Origin of the sequence: Rugamonas fusca (assembly GCF_014042365.1) — a bacterium.
Lineage (GTDB): Bacteria > Pseudomonadota > Gammaproteobacteria > Burkholderiales > Burkholderiaceae_D > Rugamonas > Rugamonas fusca.
On record NZ_JACEZS010000001.1, the window covers coordinates 157,623 to 175,730 of the forward strand.

Genomic DNA, 18,108 nt, shown 5'->3' on the forward strand with positions numbered 1-18,108 from the left:
AGAGTTCGTTGTATAGTGGACAAGTTTAGTGCCACTGAATTATCGTGGCATTACTTGTAAACTTCAACGCGACGGACTGACGTGACGGACGACCAAGAATTGCCCCTTCTCAGCAAAGCGAGGAAATTGATCCTTCCGAGCTTCGTGCTCACTGAGGTATGCGAGGCGTCAGACGCCGGCGCTGTGCAGATTGCGCTGCCCCTTAGCGCAAGTGGTATGGCGTGCTATGAGCGCCCAAAGCGAGCAATCACTGGCCTGCGCATCGATAAGAAGCCAAAGTGGAAGGCTACTGAATTCAATCTGTATCCCATAGTGTTAGACACGACAGGGCTGCCCTGGGTCGAAGCGAATCTCTATATTCTTTCTCGACTGGAGGAGGCACTTGAACCGTCTATGTCTACTTATGATGGTATCGCTGATGATTTGGCGGCCTACAGAAGGTTCATCGACGAAGAAGCGATCGACTGGCAACGATTTGCGGCGCAAAAACTAAGCCGGCCGACGTACCGCTATAGCAGTCATCTGCGTAGGGCCGTGGAAGCCCGTGTCGTCTCGGCTTCTGTGGCAAAGCGGCGGATGGGTTCGGTGATCGCTTTTTACTCCTGGATGACAAGGGAAGGACTATTGACGCCGGACTTTCCACCGTGGCGGGAATCGGATGTGTTTCTAAAATTAACGGCCGTGAATGGCCTTGAGTTTACTAGGCGAGTAACCACCACAGATTTATCGATTCTAACCAAGACGCAATTTGATCCTTATGACGGACGAATAGAGGACGGCGGTAAGCTGCGTCCTCTCTCGCATGAAGAGCAGCGGTGGGTGGTTGAAGCACTACTAGCGCAGGGCAATACAGAAATGACTTTGATACATTTGCTGGCCCTGTTCACCGGTGCTCGCATACAAACTGTTTTGACTTTTCAAGTTCAACACGTCCGCCAGCTAGCGGCAAAGCAACTCGACCCTCAAGTTTCATCAGAATCTCGGTGTCCTATTGGGCCAGGTAGCACCTATGGCTGCCGCTACGCGCACGCCGAGTTTTCTGCAAACGAGGACGCAATTACCCATTTTGATGGTGCTATTCGAGCTTATCCTGCTGAAGCATATTTCGACCGTATTGATACATCAATCGATAAGGCTGGAAAACACTCCGATTACTCTAAATTATTCCGCTTGGATGGGGGGCTCCCCATATCGGACTGGAAGCGTCTGTTAACGGACTATTTTCAAGGCAATGCACTTATCCCTGAGTACTTGGGCTCGACCATTGCGGAAGGACATACCGTGGATGAGCCCGCCGATGAAGAACCCGAATTGATCAACAGCGACGTCAAGCTAGCAGTCTTGGTGCGCTTAGATTGCGGTGCAATTGGCCCGTCACTGAGTTTGATACCTGAACTGTCGCACCGATGGGGCGAAAAGCTTATTCCTTTTGTCGAGGTTGGCATTGGCGCGACTGAGGCATTTTTAACAAAGCGACTTGACCTGAGCAAACTGACAGCGATCGGCTTCGAGGATGGCATCCTCAATTTGTCACGACTATGTTTTGGTACCAACGACCAATTGGATGCACTTTTTCGTGGAGTAGTTTCAGATCTTTCGGACGCGCTAGAGCAAGATGTTCAATCCGGCTTAGTCCTGCGTGCCGCCATTCCAATCGCGTGGCGCGTCCAGGATACGGTTGTGACTCTGAGCATAGCGGGGGAGGGACGGGCAGTAGTCGATGCGCTGCGGAAAGTGACCGACATCATTGATCCACTGAAGGAGCCTCATGAATGGATCGAGCCGGTTTCCAATTGGGTAAGAAAACTGGTGGCTGGTGAAAAGAATCCAGTTTTATGGCGAGGAGTACAGCGTGGCGTACTCGAAATCGGGAGGTCGGGCGTGGTCGGAATGAGGGCTCGTATGCCTGATGACCTAAGAAATGAGTTGATTGAGTCTGGCGACCTCAATATATCGAGCGATGTCAAAACAAGGGCTCACTAACACTCGCCTTAGGACGACGCCGAAATGCGAATGGCCCACCTAAGTGGGCCATTCTTGCTCTCTTGTTTCCGGGGTGAAGGCTCGCGCCAAGAAGCCCCAGAGCGACGCCGCAATTTCTACATCAGTTTTGGTGTCGGGCTAGTTCAGCTAACTAACGACGCGGCCGTGCATCCTTTTGTGACCGTGGATCGGCTAATGGACAAAGTCTCAATTCTTCGTCCATTTTGGCAGGCATTCAGATGGACATCTTTTGGTTTGCCCCCTTTTCGCGCGCGAAAGCACATACGGGGCAGCTGTTGGAGCTTGACGTAGTCCATTTTTTTTTATCTCGCACTTAGTATTGGCTTCGACTACGAAGTGTGGCTGCTGGAGCAGGGCTTGCGCGCCACCGGCTACGTGCGGCCGGCACCGGATAATCGTCGCCTCGCCAGTTTTGTGTTCAGCTTCGGGAACCTGGTGGAGCATTGCCGTGCGGTGCTGCGGTCGCGCATCCTGCGGGCCCTGCCGGAGGCGCCGTACGCCAACGTGATCGTGGCGCTGGTGGTGGGCGACCAGCGCGGCATCCCGCAATCGGACTGGAAAGTGTTCAACCGGACGGGAATAGGGCATCTCATTTCCATTTCAGGATTGCATATCACGATGGTGGCGGGACTGTTCTCGCTGGCCGTATCCGCCTTGTGGCGCCGTTCGTTCTTCACCCGTTGGCAGCTTCCGCTGATCCTGCCCGCGCAAAAGGTGGCCGCGCTGACTGGCGCCAGCGTGGCGCTGCTCTACGTGCTGCTGGCCGGCTTTGGCGTGCCGGCCCAGCGCACGCTGTACATGCTGGCCGTGGTGGCCGCGGCACTGTGGCTGGACCGCATTGCCTGCGTGTCCTATGTGTTGTGCGCCGCGCTGGGCGTGGTGGTGCTGCTCGATCCGTGGGCCGTGCTGTGGCCGGGCTTCTGGCTCTCGTTCGGCGCGGTGGCCGTGATCCTGTATGCGACGGTGGGCCGTACCGTCGTGCGTTCGACCAGGGACGCGCCGCTGCCGCGCCATCGCCGGCTTTGGCAGGCGCTGCGGATGGGCGCGAACACCCAGTACGCGGTGACGCTGGGACTGGTGCCCTTGTCCATGCTGCTGTTCGCACAGGTATCCGTCGTCAGCCCGCTGGCCAACGCGGTGGCGATACCGCTTGTCAGCCTGGTCGTTACGCCATTATCGCTGGCGGGCAGCGTGCTGCCCATGCCGCTGGCCGTGCCCGTGCTGGGACTGGCGCACTTCATCGTGCGGATGCTGGCCGCGTGCTTGCAGTGGTTCAGCGACCTGCCGTTCTCCGTGTGGACCGCGCCCACGCCGCCGTTCTGGCTGTTCTGCTGGGCCTTGTTCGGCACGCTCTGGATGCTGGCGCCGCGCGGCTGGCCCGTGCGCTGGCTCGGACTGGCGACCTGGATACCGCTGCTGGCCGCAACTCCCACGCACCCGCGCGAGGGCGCGCTGCGTGTGACGGCGTTCGATGTGGGGCAGGGCATGGCGCTGCTGATTGAAACGAGCGGCCACCGCCTGCTGTACGACACCGGGCCGCTGTACTCGGACGTATCCAACGGCGGCAACCGGGTCATCTTGCCGTACCTGGGCGCGCGCGGCATCGCGGCGCTGGACGGCATGATCGTCACCCATAGCGACAGCGACCATTCCGGCGGCGCGCTGGCCGTGCTGTCCGCGTTGCCGGTGGGCTGGGTGTTGTCATCGCTGCCGGCCGACCATGCCATCGTGCGCGCCGCCCGCCAGCACCGCCATTGCGCCGCCGGGCAGGGCTGGGAATGGGACGGCGTCCGTTTCGAGATGCTGCACCCGCTGGAAGCGAGCTATGCCGATGCCTCCCTCAAGCCCAACGCGCGCGGCTGCACGCTGAAGATCACGGCCGGCGGCAAGTCGCTGCTGCTGGCCGCCGACATCGAAGCGCCACAGGAGGCGGCGTTGCTGGGGCGCGCCGGCGCCGGGTTGGCGGCCGACGTGCTACTGGCGCCGCACCACGGCAGCGGCACCTCGTCCACCCCGGCGTTCCTGCTGGCCGTCCATCCGCAACTGGCGCTATTCCAGGTCGGCTACCGCAACCGCTACCACCACCCCAAGCCGGAAGTGTATGCGCGCTATGCGGCACTGGGCATACAACGGCTGCGGACCGACGAATCGGGCGCCATTTTGCTGGACTTCGGCGATGGCGTGCATGTCCAGTCCTACCGTGTTGCGCATCAACGCTACTGGTACGGGAAATGAGACCACAAAAACGGGCTTGCCAGCGCCGGCACAACAGTCTATAGTGAATGTACCGATCAGTACAATCTGTCCCGATGAGTACATTAACGGAGAATTTTCATGTCGACACGACCACCACTGCCCCCGTTCACCCGCGAAACCGCCGCCGAAAAGGTGCGCCTGGCCGAAAACGGCTGGAACACGCGCGATCCCGAGAAAGTCGCGCTGGTGTACACTGAAGATAGCTGGTGGCGCAACCGCGCCGAATTCGTCCAGGGCCGCGCGGCCATCATCGCCTTCCTGAAGCGCAAATGGAACCGCGAACTGGATTATCGTTTGATCAAGGAACTGTGGGCTTTTGACGGCGCCCGCATAGCCGTGCGTTTCGCCTACGAATACCATGACGATTCCGGCCAGTGGTATCGGGCTTACGGCAACGAAAACTGGGAATTCGACGGGAATGGCCTGATGCACCACCGTCACGCCAGTATCAACGAGCACCCCATCAAGGCGGAGGAACGCAAATTCTTGTGGGACAATAGCGGCCCACGCCCGGCGGATTATCCGAGCCTGAGCGATTTCGGTTTTTAAGGAAGGTATATGGCGAGAGTCATCGCGGAACGGGAAGACGTGATCCCGATGCTGGCGGAAGTGTTCCGCACCCATGGTTTCGAGGGCGCCAGCCTGGCGCGTATCACCGAAGGGACCAAGCTGGGCAAGGGCAGCATCTATCACTTCTTCCCCGGCGGGAAGGAGGAAATGGCCGACGCCGTGCTGGCCCATATCGACGATTGGTTCAAGCGGCATGTCTTTGCGCCGTTGAACGAAGCGGCGGATGCGGCGGCGGGCATCCAGGCCATGTTCGACGATGTGGAGCGGTATTTCCTGTCTGGCCGCAGGGTCTGCCTGGTCGGCGTCTTCGCGCTCGGCAATGAGCGCGACCGTTTCGCCGGCCGGGTCCATCATTACTTCGCCGCCTGGATCGACGCGTTGGCCGCAGCGCTGGTCCGGACGGGGCGCAAGCCGGAAGCGGCCGCCGCCTTGGCCGAAGAAGTCGTGGGCGGCATCCAGGGCGCATTGGTCCTGGCGCGTGCGTTCGACCGGACCGATGTTTTTAGCGCAAGCTTGCAGCGTCTCCGCGAGCGCCTGCGGTGAACGGAAATTAGAGCCCCTCCACCAACCGCGCCGCAACGCCTCCATTACAATAAAACGATCACTACCCAATGGAGACCGCCTTGTACCGCAAGGCGTTAGCATAAAAACATGAGCAAGCCCCAGCTGCATTTCGCCCACGCCAACAGCTACCCGGCCGGCACCTATCGCCAGTTTTTCGAGCACCTGGGCCGGGAATTCGACATCCAGGCGCTCGATATGCACGCCCATAATCCGCTCTATCCCGTCACCGATGGCTGGGATGCGCTGGTGGACGAGTACATTAACGACTTGACGACGCGCTACCGCGAACCCGTCATCCTGCTGGGCCATTCGCTGGGCGGCATGCTGAGCCTCATGGTCGCCTACAAGCGGCCGGACCTGGTGCGTTGCGTCGTCATGCTCGATTCGCCCGTGGTGGCCGGCTGGCGCGCGCTGTTCTGGCGGGTGATGAAGATGACCAAGGGCGCAGACAAATATTCGCCGGCCCGGTTCTCGGCCCGCCGCCGCTTCGTGTGGCCGGACGCGGAGGCCGCTTACCAGCACTTCGTGAGCAAGGACCTGTTCGCGGCCTGGGCCCCCGGCGTGCTGCGCGACTACATGGAGCACGGCCTGAAACCGCACCCGGAAGGCGTGCAGCTGCGCTTCACGCGCGAAATCGAGACGGCCGTCTACCGCAGCCTGCCGCACCACCTGGGCACGATGATGCGGGGCCGCTTCCCCGTGCCCGTCGGTTTCATCGGCGGCACGGATTCGTGGGAGACGAGCCAATCGGGCCTGGACCACACCCAGGCGCTGGTGGGCGAACATTTCCGCCTGCTGCCGGGCGGCCACCTGTTCCCGATGGAGTCGCCCAAGCTGGCGGCCGAAGCCACGTCCGAGATGATCAAGGCGCTGCTGGCCGATCAGCGCCGCGCGCGCAGCCCAAAAAAGCTGCCGGCGCATGCCTGAACCTCTTTAGACTTCAGCTCAGTGCCCGTTTCGCGTAAAATCGCGTGCAAATGCGCCGCGCCGCCGCGCGCGGACCTGCCGTTCCCACTTTTGAGGTACCTTTGCAATGACGATTAAGAGCGATAAATGGATACGCCGGATGGCGGAGCAGCACGGCATGATCGAGCCTTTCGAGCCTGGCCAGGTGCGCGCGCAGGACGGCCGCAAGGTCATCTCCTACGGCACCTCGTCCTACGGTTACGATATCCGCTGCGCCGACGAGTTCAAGATTTTCACGAACATCAACAGCACCATCGTCGATCCGAAGAACTTCGATTCGAATTCGTTCGTGGACGTCAAGAGCGACGTCTGCATCATCCCGCCCAACTCGTTCGCGCTGGCGCGCACCATCGAGTACTTCCGCATTCCGCGCAATGTGCTGACGGTGTGCCTCGGTAAATCGACCTACGCCCGCTGCGGCATCATCGTCAACGTGACGCCGTTCGAGCCGGAATGGGAAGGCTACGTGACGCTGGAGTTCTCCAACACCACCCCGCTGCCGGCCAAGATCTACGCCGGCGAAGGCTGCGCCCAGGTGCTGTTCTTCGAGAGCGATGAAGTCTGCGAAACGTCGTACAAGGACCGCAACGGCAAATACCAGGGCCAGCACGGCGTGACCCTGCCCAAGGCCTAAGGTCCAAGGCTTCACTCCGCGGCGCGGGCTGGAAACAGCACGCGCACGCCCAATCCCCGTCCATCGAGCCCGTCGCCCAGTTGCACGCTGGCGCCGTGGGCGTCCGCCACGCGCCGGACGATGGACAGTCCCAGGCCGCTACCCGGTTGATTCGCGTCCGCCAGCCGGAAGAAGCGGTCGAACACCCGTTCACGCATCTCGGGCGGAATGCCAGGGCCGGTATCGGCCACTTCCAGGCATACCTGCTCGCCGTCGCGCCGGCACGACAGGCGCACTACGCCCGGCTGCGGCGTGTAGCGCATGGCGTTGTCGCACAGGTTACGCAGCAGGATCAGGATGCTGTCCGGGTCCAGCATGCAGCGCGCGGGGCTCAGTTCCGTCTCCAGTTGCAGGCCGTGGCGGCGCGCCTGCTCACGCAGCGCCGGCACCTGCGTGGCCAGCAATTCGCACAGGTCCAGCGACTGCAGGGCAGGGTGGGCGCCCGTTTGCGGCTCCAGCCGCGACAGCGTCATCAACTGGTCCACCAGCCGGCTGGCCCGGTCCACGCTGGCGCCCAGGCCGGCCAGGAACTCATTGCGCTCGGCGTCGTTGCGGGCGCGCTGGATCACTTGCAGGTTGGTCTTGATGGCGGCCAGCGGCGTGCGCAGTTCGTGCGCCGCGTCGGCCGTGAAGCGCTGCTCATGTTCCAGCGTGCGCCGCACCCGTTCGAACAGCTGGTTGATGGCCCGCAGCAGCGGCTGCACTTCCGTCGGTGCGCCGTCCACGCTCACTTCGCGCAACTCATTCGGGGTGCGCTGGGCCACTTCGCTGGCGCTGCGCTGCAAGGCGCGGAACACGCGGTTGATGCTCCACCAGATGGCGCCCGCCAGCAGCGGCACGGCCAGCAGCGCGTAGCCGGCGATGCGATGGGCGAACTTGTCGCTGATCTCCTGGCGGTGGCTGGCCGGTTCGGCCAGCTGGATTTGCAACTGGCCTTTGCCGTCCCAGCTGGCGTAGGTGCGCCAGCGGCGGGGGCCGATGCTGGTCCATCCCAATCCGTCCGCCTTGGCGAACGGCTGCTCGGGCGCGGCGGCGCTCTTGTAGAGCAGGTGGCCTTCCTTGTCCCATAACTGGAAGACCAGGTATTCACCGTGCATCAGGTCATCGTGCTCGTCCAGCGCCGTGGGGTCTACGCCCTGGCGTTCCTCCACTTCGTGCGAGGCCAGCGTTAGCAGCAGGTGGGCCGTTTCCGTCAACGACTGGTCGAACAATTCCTGGCTTTCGCGGTCCGCCTCCAGGTAAACGGTGAAGGCGCTCACGGCCCACACGGCGCAGGTGAGGCTGAGCAGCACCGTCAGCAGCGTGCGCCGCAGCGACCAGCTGCGTGGGGCCGGCACCGCCATCATGGCGCGGGGCCGGCCGGCGCCGGGTCGATCGTGTAGCCCACCGCGTGCACGGTGCGGATCAGCTCCTTGCCCAGCTTGCGGCGCAGGTGGTGGATATGCACCTGGATTGCATTGCTCTCCACTTCCTCGCCCCAGCTGTACAACGTCTCCTCTAATTGTTCGCGGCTCAGCACCCGGCCCCGGTTCTCCACCAGCATCAGCAGGATGCCGTATTCCTTGTTCGTCAGCGGCACGGGCTGGCCGGCGTTGCGCACCTGGCGCGCGGCCGTGTCGATTTCCAGCGTGCCGTGGGTGAGCAGTTCCTGCGTGCGCCCGGCCGCGCGGCGGCTGGCGGCGCGGATGCGGGCCGCCAGTTCGTCCAGGTCAAAGGGCTTGATGATGAAATCGTCCGCGCCGCCATCGAGGCCGGCGATGCGGTCGGGCACTTGGTCGCGCGCCGTTACGATCAGGATCGCGCCGCCATAGCCATTGCCGCGCAGGCTGCGCAGCACTTGCATGCCGTCCATCTGGGGCAAGCCCAGGTCCAGCAGCACGCAATCGTAATGGTGCAGGCGGGCGGCCGTCAGCGCGCTTTCGGCCGACTGCACCCAGTCGACCGCGTAGCCCGACTGGTCCAGCCCGATCTGGGTGGCCCGGCCCAGCTGGGGATCGTCCTCGACCAACAAGATGCGCATGGTGTCCTTTCCACAAACTTCATGATCTGCCGCGCAGACGTGCCGGGCGGCCCCCGGCTAGCATGATCCCATGGTAGGGAGCAGTTGTTAAGAAGCTCTTAACAAGTTTCGCCCAATATCCGCAGCATTCACCACACATCCACAGGCTGTCATGATATCCAAACCACTCCATCCTGCCGCGACCCGATGCGGCCAACTGTTGCTGCTGGCGGGCGCGCTGGTGGCCGGCTCCTCGCCCGCGGGCGCGCAAGGCGCGGCGGAAGAGATCATCAAGCTGGACGCCACCCAGCAGCGCCGCGCAGGCGTGCAGACCGTGGCCGCGGGCGCGCCGTCGCAGGACGGCGGCGGCCAGCAACTGGCCGGCACGGTGGTGGCGGCGCCGGAGGGCACGGCAGTCCTGAGCAGCATCGTGGCAGGCGTGGTGCAGCAAGTCCATGTGAGTCCGTTGCAGGAGGTGCGGGCCAATACCCCGGTCGTCACCCTGTTCAGCCAGCAGCTGGTGGAGTGGCAGCGTGACTACCTGCAATTGGCCACCCAGGCCACGCTGGCGCAGCGCAAGCTGACCCGCGATGAGGCCTTGTTCGCCGATGGCGTGATCGCGCGCTCGCGGCTGGAGGAGAGCCGGGCCGCCGCCACCCAGGCCGCCGTGATGGCCAGCGAGCGGCGCCAGGCCCTGCGCGCGGCCGGCATGGGGCAAGCCCAGTTGCTGCGATTACTCGAAAAGCAGGCCATGTCGCCCGCGCTGACGCTCACGGCGGGCGCCGCCGGCACCCTGCTGGAATTGCCGCTCTCGCCGGGCCAGCGGGTGGAAGCGGGCGCGCCGCTGGCCCGCATCGCCAAGTCCGGCGCGCTGTGGCTGGAGTTGCAGGCCACGCCCCAGCTGGCCGCGCAACTGCGGGTGGGCGACGCGGTACAGGTGGCCGGTTGCGGCGCTGCCCGCGTGCAGGCGCTGTCGCCACATCTTAACGCCGGCAACCAGAGCGTGCTGGTACGGGCGCGCATGGAGCACGATGGCGGCTGCGTGAAGTTGAACCAGTATGTGCAGGCCACGGTGGCGGCCAAGCCGGCCGGCGGCGTGCTGCTGCCAGCATCGGCCCTGGTGCGGCGCGGGGCGGCCAGCTATGTGTTCGTGCAGCGCACTACGGGCTTCACGCCGGTGCCGGTCACGGCAACGCCAGCGGGCGCCGACACCATGTGGATCCAGGGCAGGCTGCCGGCCGGCAGCCAGGTCGCAGTGCGCGGCGTGGCCGCCATCAAGGGCGCCTGGCTGGGATTGGGCGCGGAAGGGGGCAAGTGATGCTCGAACGCCTGATCGCATTCGCGCTGTCGCAGCGCCTCCTGATGCTGGTGTTGACGCTGCTGCTGGGCGCGGCCGGCGTGCAGGCGCTGCGTGGCCTGCCGATCGACGCCTTTCCCGACGTCTCCGGCACGCAGGTCAAACTGATCATGAAGGCGCCCGGCATGACGCCGGAGGAAGTGGAGGCGCGCATCGTGGCGCCGATCGAGCAGGAATTGCTCGGCATTCCGCGCCAGGTCATGCTGCGTTCGCAGTCCAAGTACGCCATCGCCGATGTGACGCTCGATTTCCAGGACGGCACGGACGTGTTCTGGGCCCGCCAGCAGGTCAGCGAAAGGCTGGCCGGCGTGCTCAAGGATCTGCCGTCCAACGTCGTCGGCGGCCTAGCGCCCATCACCACGCCGCTTGGTGAAGTGTTCATGTTCACCATTGAAGGTCCATTGTCATTGACCGAAAAGCGCACACTGCTTGACTGGACCATCCGTCCGCAACTGCGCGGCATCGCCGGTGTGGCCGAAGTGAACACGCTAGGTGGCATGGTGCGCAGCTTCGAAGTGGTGCCGGACGTGACGGCCCTGGCCGCGCGGCGCCTGTCGCTGTCGCAGTTGCAGGCCGCGCTGGAGAACAACAACCGCAACGATGGCGCCGGGCGCCTGGGCGCGGGCGAGGAATCGCTGCTGGTGCGCAGCGACGGCAATATCCGCACGCTGGACGACGTGCGCGCCATCAGCGTGGCCTCACGCGAGGGCATGACGGTGCGGGTGGGTGACGTGGCCACCGTCCGTGTCGGCCAGTTGACCCGCTACGGCAGCGTGACCGAGAACGGCAAGGGCGAGGCGGTGGAGGCGCTGGTGCTGTCCATGCGCGGCGCCAACGCGCAGCAGGTGGTGAACGAGGTGCGCGACAAGCTGGCGCAAATCGGCAAGACCCTGCCCGCCGGGACCAGCATCAAGACCTTCTATGACCGGGGTAACCTGGTGGAACGGGCCGTGGGCACCGTCACCTCCGCCCTGGGCGAGGCCACCGTGCTGGTGGTGCTGCTGCTGTATCTGTTCCTCGGCAACCTGCGCTCGGCGCTGGTGGTGGCGTGCATCCTGCCGCTGGCCGCGCTGGGCACCTTCGTGCTGATGCAGGCCTATGGGCTGAGCGCCAACCTGATGTCGCTGGGCGGGCTGGCCATCGCCATCGGCATGCTGGTGGATGCGGCCGTCGTCGTAGTGGAGAACATTGAGGCGCACGGTAATGCACAAGGCCCGAAGCTGGCGCGCCTGCACGTGATCTACCGCGCCGTGCGCGAGGTGGCCTTGCCGGTGACGGCCGGCATGCTGGTCATCATGATCGTGTTCCTGCCGCTGCTGTCGCTGCAAGGACTGGAGGGCAAGCTGTTCGGGCCGGTGGCGCTGACCATCATTTTCGCGCTGGCCGCGTCCTTGCTGCTGTCGCTGACGGTGATCCCCGTGCTGGCCTCGCTGCTGCTGAAGGACCATCACGGCGACGCGCCCCGGCTGGTGCAATGGCTGGAGCGCCAGTACCGCAAGCTGCTGGCGGCGGCGCTGGCACATGGCCGCAAGGTGGCCGCGGGGGCGGTGGTCGCGCTGGTGCTGGCGGCCGTGCTGTTCCCCTTCATCGGCAAGTCCTTCATGCCCACCCTGGACGAAGGCGACATCATCATGCAGGTCGAGAAGCTGCCTTCGGTGAACCTGCAGGAATCGGCGCGGCTGGACATGGCGCTGCAGGAGCGCATCCTGGCCCAGGTGCCGGAGGTGTCGCGCATCGTCGCCCGCCTCGGTTCCGACGAGTTGGGGCTGGACCCCATGGGCCTGAACGAGACGGACAGCTTCCTCGTGCTGAAGCCGCGCGCCCAGTGGCGCAGCCAGGACAAGGAAGTGCTGATCGACGCCCTGCGCGCGGCCACGGCGGGCTTCCCCGGCCTGAACATCAGCTTTACCCAGCCGATCGAGATGCGCACGTCGGAAATGCTGTCCGGCGTGCGGGGTGACCTGGCCGTGAAAATCTACGGCCCGGACTTGAAGAAGCTGGGTGAACTGGCCGACGCGGTGGTGGCCGCCGTGCAGGCCGTCCCCGGCAGCGAGGACGTGCTGACCATCAAGAACAGCGGCGTCCAGTACCTGCAGGTGGAGCTGGACCGCGCCGCCGTGGGCCGCGCCGGCCTCCATGGCGACCAGGTGCAGAACGATTTGCGCACGCTGGTGGAAGGCCGCACGGTGGGTGTGGTGGTGGAGCAGGGCCGCCGCCTGCCCTTGCTGCTGAGGGGCCCGGACGAGTTGCAACGCTCGCCGGACCTGTTCCAGCAACTGCGCCTGCCGCAGGAGGGGGGCGAAGCACTGGCGCTGGGCCAACTGGCGGCGCTGCGCATGGTGGACGGCCCCGTCAAGGTGGAGCGCGAGAACGGGGCGCGCATGGTGGTGGTGCGCGCCAACGTGCGGGATCGCGACCTGGTGGGCTTTGTCGACGAAGCCAAGGCGCGGGTGGCCAAACAGGTTGCGCTGCCTCCCGGCTACCGCATGGCCTGGGGCGGCCAGTTCGAGAACCAGCAGCGTGCGGCGGCCCGGCTGGGCATGGTGGTGCCGGTGGCGCTGGCGCTGATCTTCCTGCTGCTGTTCGCCACCCTGCACAGCGTGCGCCAGGCCTTGCTGGTGTTCGTGAACATCCCGTTCGCGCTGGTGGGTGGCGTGGTGGCCCTGGCCGTGACGGGGCAATACCTGTCCGTGCCGGCATCCGTTGGCTTCATCGCGTTGATGGGTATCGCGGTGCTGAACGGGCTGGTGATGATCACCTGCTTCAACCAGTTGCTGGCGCGCGGCATGCCGCTGGCCGAGGTGGTGGTGGAAGGGGCGTTGCGCCGCTTGCGTCCCGTGCTGATGACGGCCTGCATCACGGCCTTCGGCCTGGTGCCGCTGCTGCTGGCCAGCGGGCCCGGTTCGGAAATCCAGAAGCCGCTGGCCATCGTTGTCACGGGCGGCCTGCTGAGCGCAACGTCGCTGACCCTGATCCTGTTGCCGCTGCTGTTCCGCCGCTTCGGCGTGCCGCGGCAAGGCTGAGAGAAAGAATGAACAGAAAATGAGCAGAGAATGACCATGACGACCGATACGAACTACGAGGCCATGCTGACGCTGGCCATTCCCGGCGCGCTGGAGGGCGACGTGCTGGATTTCCTGCTGCTCCACCCGGAGCAGGCGCCCGGATTCTCCGTGGTGGACGCCCACGGCATGGGCCAGGGCGCCACCCTGCATACGACGCTCGAGCAGGTGCAGGGCCGATGCCGCCGCAAGCTGGTGCACGTGGTGGGCACCGTGGACGGCCTGAAAACGCTGGTGGCCGCGCTGGCGGCGGAACTGCGCAACGCGGAAGTGGCGTGGTGGCTCACGCCAGTGCTCGCGTTCGGGAGGATGGTATGAAGCGCATCGCGGCCTTATCGATATGCGCGCTGCTGGCGAGCGCACCGGCCTTTGCCCAGCACCCGGCCGAGCCGGGGCTGGCGCTGCTGCCGCCCGAAGCCACGGTGCGCCAGGTGCTGGCCGCCATGCCACAGTTGCGCGAGGTGGCTTTGCAGGGTGAATTGGCGCAGGCCACCAAGGCGGGGCTGGAGGCTGGCCGGCACGAATGGACGGTGCGCGCCGGTATGAGCACGCGCAACGAGCTGGCCGGCCCCACGTGGCGCGAGCAGGAACTGGCGCTGGAGCGGCCCGTGCGCTGGTTTGGCAAGGCGGCCCAGGATGCGGCCATCGGCGCCACCGGCGTGGCCGTGGCGCAGGCGGCGCACGAGGATGCGTGGCATGAAGCGGGACGGGCCCTGATGACGGACTGGTTCGCCGCCGTGCGCGAGAACGTGGCGGTGGCACGGCTGGAGCAGCAGCACGCGCTGGCCGGGCAACTGGTGCGCATCGCTGTCCAGCGGGTCAAGGCGGGCGACGGTGCGGCGCTGGAGCAATTGCAGGCCGAGACGGAGCAGTCGCGCGTGGCGGCGCAGTTGCAGCAGGCGCGCCAGCGGGGCGCGCTGGCGCAGCAGCTGTTGCACTCGACTTATCCGGGCTTGCCGGCCGCGCCGGTGGCGGACTTGCCGGTGCCGCCCGAGCCCCAGGGCACGGCCGACAGCTGGGTCGCCAGCATCGTGGGCCACAATCACGAGCTGGAACTGGCCGAATCGGAGGCGCAACTGGCCGCGCAGCAGGCACGCCGCACCAGCGCCGAGCGCATGCCCGATCCGACCGTGACCGTGCGCGCCAGCCGCGAACGGGGCGGACAGGAACGGGTGCTGGGCGTGATGCTGTCGGTGCCGCTGCCGGGCGCCGGCCGCGGCGCGGACACGCGTGCCGCCACCGCGCGCGCCGGGCAGGCCAGGGAGCGGCTGGACATGGCGCGCATCCGGGTCGATGCGGCGGCGCGCCGGGTGGTGCTCGACAGTGGCCACAGCCGCCAGATCTGGCAGACCATGGACAGCATCGCCCAGCAAAGCGAGCGCCAGGCGGCGCTGATGATGAAAGCCTACGCGGCCGGTGAAATCAGCTTGAGCGAGGCGTTGCTGGCGCGCCGGCAGGCACTGGATGCGGCGCTGGCCGCCCAGACGGCCCAGCTGGATGCACTGCAGGCGTACGCGCGGCTCAAGCTCGACGCCCATATGCTGTGGGCATTCGAGGAGTGAAGGCCCGCCCTCCGTCAGGCCGCGCCGCCCGTCCCGGACGCGCGTTGCTGGGCGATGGGCAGCACGATCTCCACGCACAGGCCGCCCTCGGGCCGGTTGCTGGCCGTGATGCCGCCGCCGAGCGCCTGCAACACGTGCTGGGCGATGGCCAGGCCCAGGCCGTGGCCATCCGTATCGTTGCGCGTGTTGGCGGACCTGAAGAAGGGCTGGAAGATGGATGCCAGTTCTTCCACCGCCACACCGGGCCCGTTATCGAGCACGCGGATGCACAGCTGGCGCGCGTGGTCCCGTGGCCGCAGCTCAAGCCGCACGGTGCCGCCTTCGGGACTGTGCTTGATGGCGTTGCGCACCACGTTCTCGATGGCGCGCGCCAGCAGGTCGGCCTGGCCGATCACCACCACGTCGGCTTCGCCGTCGCATGTCACGCTGCGGTGCTGGCTGGACGCCTCGAAGCCGGCGTCGTCCACGATCTGCTGCAACAGGTCGGCCATGCTGATTTCCTCCTGCCCCGCACCAAGCGCGCCCGCTTCCAGCCGCGATAGCGTCAGCAATTCGCCCACCAGCTTGTCCATCCGGACGCTCTCGCGTTCGATGCGGGCCATCGAGGACGCCATCTTTTCCGGTTGCTGGTGCGCCAGACCGATGGCCGCCTGCAGGCGCGCCAGCGGCGAACGCAGTTCGTGCGAAACGTCATGCAACAGGCGGGTCTGGCCGTCGATCAGGCTGCGCAGGCGCGCCGTCATGCGGTCGAAATCGCGCCCCAGGTCGTTCAGCTCCGTGCCGCGCTTGCCCGACGCGTCGACAAAGCGCGGCGCCAGGTCGCCGCCGGCGGCCGCCTCGAACGCGGCACGCAATGCCCGGATCGGGCGTGAAAAGTACCATGCCAGCAGCACCGCGAACAACAGGCTGGCCAGGATGGCCGCCACGATGGGGACGTAGGGCGCCAACGGCTGGAAGCGGGGATTGCGGCCATCGGGCGGCGGGCCGGCGTGTGGTGGATGGCCGTCGCTTTCGGCGCCGGGCGGCGGCATGTGCGGCGCGCCACCATCGGGCGTGGGCCGTTCGCCACCGTCGCGTGGCATTGGCGGCGGCCCGCCGGGACCGTCGCCGGGACCATGGCGCGGTGGTTCTCCCATGCGCGGGTCGGCCAGGCCGGCCAGCAGCGGATTGGGATAACCGCCGTCGAATCCGCGCAGGCGCTCGTGGGAGGGCAGGAACAGCAGGTAGTGCCGGCCGCCGCCATCGCCGGCACCGCGCACGTCGCGCACATCGCGTACAACAGGGCGGGCATCGTCTTCTTTCAGCAAGGCCCGCGCCTCGGCCAGCATCGCCGGGCTGACGGCGCGCCCCAGCAGTTCCTGGCCCTGGGCATCGACGGCGTACACGCGGTGGTGCCGCATGGACGCCAGCAGGCCGCGCAGCGCCTCGGCACCACCGAATTGCAGCGTGGCGGCGGCCGAGTTGATGGCCATTTCCGCCGGCGGGCTGGTATCGATGACGGTGCCGGCGGCTGCGTTGCGGTTCTTGAGCCATACGGCGCCGCCGATGCCGACCGTGGCTGCCAGTTGGGCCAGCAGGATGGAGAGGAAGAACTTCCAGAACAGGCGGCCCACGGCTTAGTCCTTGATCAACTGGTAGCCCTGGCGGTACACGGTCTGCAGGCAGGAGCGGCCGTCGGCGATGGTGCCCAGCTTGTGCCGCAGGCTGCTCAAATGGACGTCGATGTTGCGGTCGAAGCGGGCCATGGGCCGGCCCAGGCCCTGTTCGGACAGGGTGTTCTTGCTGACGGGCCGCCCGGCGTTGCGGGCCAGGACTTCGAGCAGGTTGAATTCGGTGCTGGTCAGCTGCAGCTTGACGCCGGCCCAGGCGGCGCGCCGTTGTTCCGGCCACATGGTGAGCTGGCCGACCGTGAGCGTGGCGAGGCCGCCGCTGGCATCGGCCGGCACGGCCTGGGCGCGGCGCAGGATGGCGCGGATGCGGGCCGTCAGCTCGCGCGGGGTGCAGGGCTTGGCCACGTAATCGTCCGCGCCCAGTTCCAGGCCGACGATACGGTCCGTGTCGTCGCCGCGCGCTGTCAGCATCAGGATGGGCAGCTGGCTGCTGGTGCGGATGCGGCGCAGGGTTTCCAGTCCGTTCATACGCGGCATCATCACGTCGAGGATGGCGATCGCATAGAGTCCCGTGAGCGCTTCGGCCGTGCCGGCTTCGCCATCGTGGACGGCCTTGACGTCAAAGCCTTCCTGCTCCAGGTATTCCTGGAACATGCCTATCAGTTCAACATCGTCATCTATCAGCAGTACTTTGCTCATCGCAGCGTGGGTGGGGCAGTGTGGATGCGGCCATCATAACGCAAGCGGCGAGCCTCCCGGCCCGGTTTTACCCGCTTTTACATGAGCGCAGGCCATCGTCTTTACACGGATTTACCTTGTCCTAACGGCGCTTTACACCTCCCGGCCAGAAAATGGCGGCTCCAATGCATAACCAAGGAGCTCTGTCATGAATATCAAGAAAACCAAGCTGCAAGCACTCCTGCTGGCCGCGATGCTGGCCCTGCCGCTGGCCGCCAATGCCGACGTGGCCGCGATGGCCGATGGCGCGCCGGGCGCCGGCCCATTGTGTGGGCATCCTCCCGGTCCCGGCGTGGATGACGGCCATCCGATGCGCGGGCCGGAAGCCATGCGCGGTGGCCCCGCCATGCCGGGCATGATGCCGTTCGGCGGTCCCGGCATGGCCGGTGAACCACCGTTCCTGCGCGGCCTGGACCTGAGCGAAGCGCAGCAGGACAAGGTGTTCGCCATCCTGCATGCGCAGGAACCCTACCTGCGCGACCAGGGTAAGGCCGCCGCCAAGGCCCATGCCGCGCTGCGCGAACTGGCGCATGGGGCGCAGTACGACGACGCCAAGGCCGCGTCGCTGGCCCAGGCTGGCGCCCAAGCCATGGCCAACATCATGCTGCAGCACGTGCGCATGGAGCAGAAGCTGCTGGCGCTGTTGACGCCGGAGCAGCGCAAACAGCTCGACGAGCGCGGGCGCCCGCAGGATCAGCCACGCCAGCCGCTCCGCGCCCCGCGCCAATAACCAACCCTACGCATTCC

The 18,108-nt window shown here is 65.7% G+C and carries 14 protein-coding genes and 1 pseudogene; 11 read left to right on the plus strand and 4 right to left on the minus strand.

Annotated features, from left to right (window positions below; all coding sequences use genetic code 11):
* The first annotated feature begins 81 nt into the window (after positions 1 to 81).
* From H3H36_RS00625 to dcd, 6 genes and pseudogenes are all read left to right on the plus strand, one after another.
* Entirely contained in the window at positions 82 to 1,983 is a 1,902-nt protein-coding gene (locus H3H36_RS00625) for a site-specific integrase (RefSeq protein ID WP_182213048.1), read from the plus strand.
* 342 nt (positions 1,984 to 2,325) lie between these two features.
* Positions 2,326 to 4,239, plus strand: a pseudogene (locus H3H36_RS00630) (DNA internalization-related competence protein ComEC/Rec2); the annotation flags it as partial.
* A 99-nt stretch (positions 4,240 to 4,338) separates the two neighbouring features.
* Positions 4,339 to 4,809 carry a nuclear transport factor 2 family protein gene (locus H3H36_RS00635; protein ID WP_182213049.1) on the plus strand — a complete coding sequence of 157 codons (471 nt, stop codon included), beginning with the start codon at positions 4,339 to 4,341 and terminating at the stop codon, positions 4,807 to 4,809.
* Between the two features lie 9 nt (positions 4,810 to 4,818).
* A complete protein-coding gene (locus tag H3H36_RS00640; RefSeq protein WP_182213050.1) occupies positions 4,819 to 5,373 on the plus strand; it encodes a TetR/AcrR family transcriptional regulator in 555 nt (184 codons plus the stop codon).
* 108 nt (positions 5,374 to 5,481) lie between these two features.
* Entirely contained in the window at positions 5,482 to 6,321 is an 840-nt protein-coding gene (locus tag H3H36_RS00645; protein ID WP_182213051.1) for an alpha/beta fold hydrolase, read from the plus strand.
* Positions 6,322 to 6,427: 106 nt separating this feature from the next.
* Complete coding sequence (gene dcd, locus H3H36_RS00650) at positions 6,428 to 6,994, plus strand: dCTP deaminase (protein ID WP_182213052.1); 567 nt, start codon at positions 6,428 to 6,430, stop codon at positions 6,992 to 6,994.
* A gap of 11 nt (positions 6,995 to 7,005) precedes the next feature.
* On the opposite strand, the gene H3H36_RS00655 is transcribed toward dcd, so the two are convergent.
* Both H3H36_RS00655 and H3H36_RS00660 read right to left on the minus strand, forming a co-directional pair.
* The gene (locus tag H3H36_RS00655; protein WP_229219650.1) at positions 7,006 to 8,379 is read right to left on the minus strand and encodes an ATP-binding protein; all 1,374 of its coding nucleotides are present in this window, start codon (positions 8,377 to 8,379) and stop codon (positions 7,006 to 7,008) included.
* Positions 8,376 to 9,053: a response regulator transcription factor gene (locus H3H36_RS00660; protein ID WP_182213053.1), complete on the minus strand. Its 678-nt coding sequence runs from the start codon at positions 9,051 to 9,053 to the stop codon at positions 8,376 to 8,378. Before H3H36_RS00660 ends, H3H36_RS00655 begins: the two co-directional genes overlap by 4 nt.
* A 151-nt stretch (positions 9,054 to 9,204) precedes the next feature.
* On the opposite strand from H3H36_RS00660, the gene H3H36_RS00665 reads away from it, so the two are divergent.
* The 4 genes from H3H36_RS00665 to H3H36_RS00680 are packed head-to-tail and all read left to right on the plus strand — an operon-like array spanning position 9,205 to position 15,013.
* Positions 9,205 to 10,350, plus strand: coding sequence for an efflux RND transporter periplasmic adaptor subunit (locus H3H36_RS00665; RefSeq protein ID WP_182213054.1), 1,146 nt, complete (start codon positions 9,205 to 9,207; stop codon positions 10,348 to 10,350).
* On the plus strand, positions 10,350 to 13,412 hold the full coding sequence (locus tag H3H36_RS00670) for an efflux RND transporter permease subunit (RefSeq protein ID WP_182213055.1): 3,063 nt from the start codon (positions 10,350 to 10,352) through the stop codon (positions 13,410 to 13,412). Before H3H36_RS00665 ends, H3H36_RS00670 begins: the two co-directional genes overlap by 1 nt.
* A 36-nt stretch (positions 13,413 to 13,448) precedes the next feature.
* On the plus strand, positions 13,449 to 13,769 hold the full coding sequence (locus tag H3H36_RS00675) for a DUF3240 family protein (protein WP_182213056.1): 321 nt from the start codon (positions 13,449 to 13,451) through the stop codon (positions 13,767 to 13,769).
* Positions 13,766 to 15,013: a TolC family protein gene (locus tag H3H36_RS00680; RefSeq protein WP_182213057.1), complete on the plus strand. Its 1,248-nt coding sequence runs from the start codon at positions 13,766 to 13,768 to the stop codon at positions 15,011 to 15,013. The genes H3H36_RS00675 and H3H36_RS00680 overlap by 4 nt, the downstream gene beginning before the upstream one ends.
* A gap of 14 nt (positions 15,014 to 15,027) precedes the next feature.
* On the opposite strand, the gene H3H36_RS00685 is transcribed toward H3H36_RS00680, so the two are convergent.
* Together H3H36_RS00685 and H3H36_RS00690 are read right to left on the minus strand one after the other, a co-directional pair.
* The gene (locus tag H3H36_RS00685) at positions 15,028 to 16,626 is read right to left on the minus strand and encodes a sensor histidine kinase (RefSeq protein ID WP_182213058.1); all 1,599 of its coding nucleotides are present in this window, start codon (positions 16,624 to 16,626) and stop codon (positions 15,028 to 15,030) included.
* A gap of 3 nt (positions 16,627 to 16,629) precedes the next feature.
* The gene (locus tag H3H36_RS00690) at positions 16,630 to 17,322 is read right to left on the minus strand and encodes a response regulator transcription factor (protein WP_182213059.1); all 693 of its coding nucleotides are present in this window, start codon (positions 17,320 to 17,322) and stop codon (positions 16,630 to 16,632) included.
* Positions 17,323 to 17,509: 187 nt separating this feature from the next.
* On the opposite strand from H3H36_RS00690, the gene H3H36_RS00695 reads away from it, so the two are divergent.
* Positions 17,510 to 18,091, plus strand: coding sequence for a Spy/CpxP family protein refolding chaperone (locus H3H36_RS00695; protein ID WP_182213060.1), 582 nt, complete (start codon positions 17,510 to 17,512; stop codon positions 18,089 to 18,091).
* Positions 18,092 to 18,108: the final 17 nt, after the last annotated feature.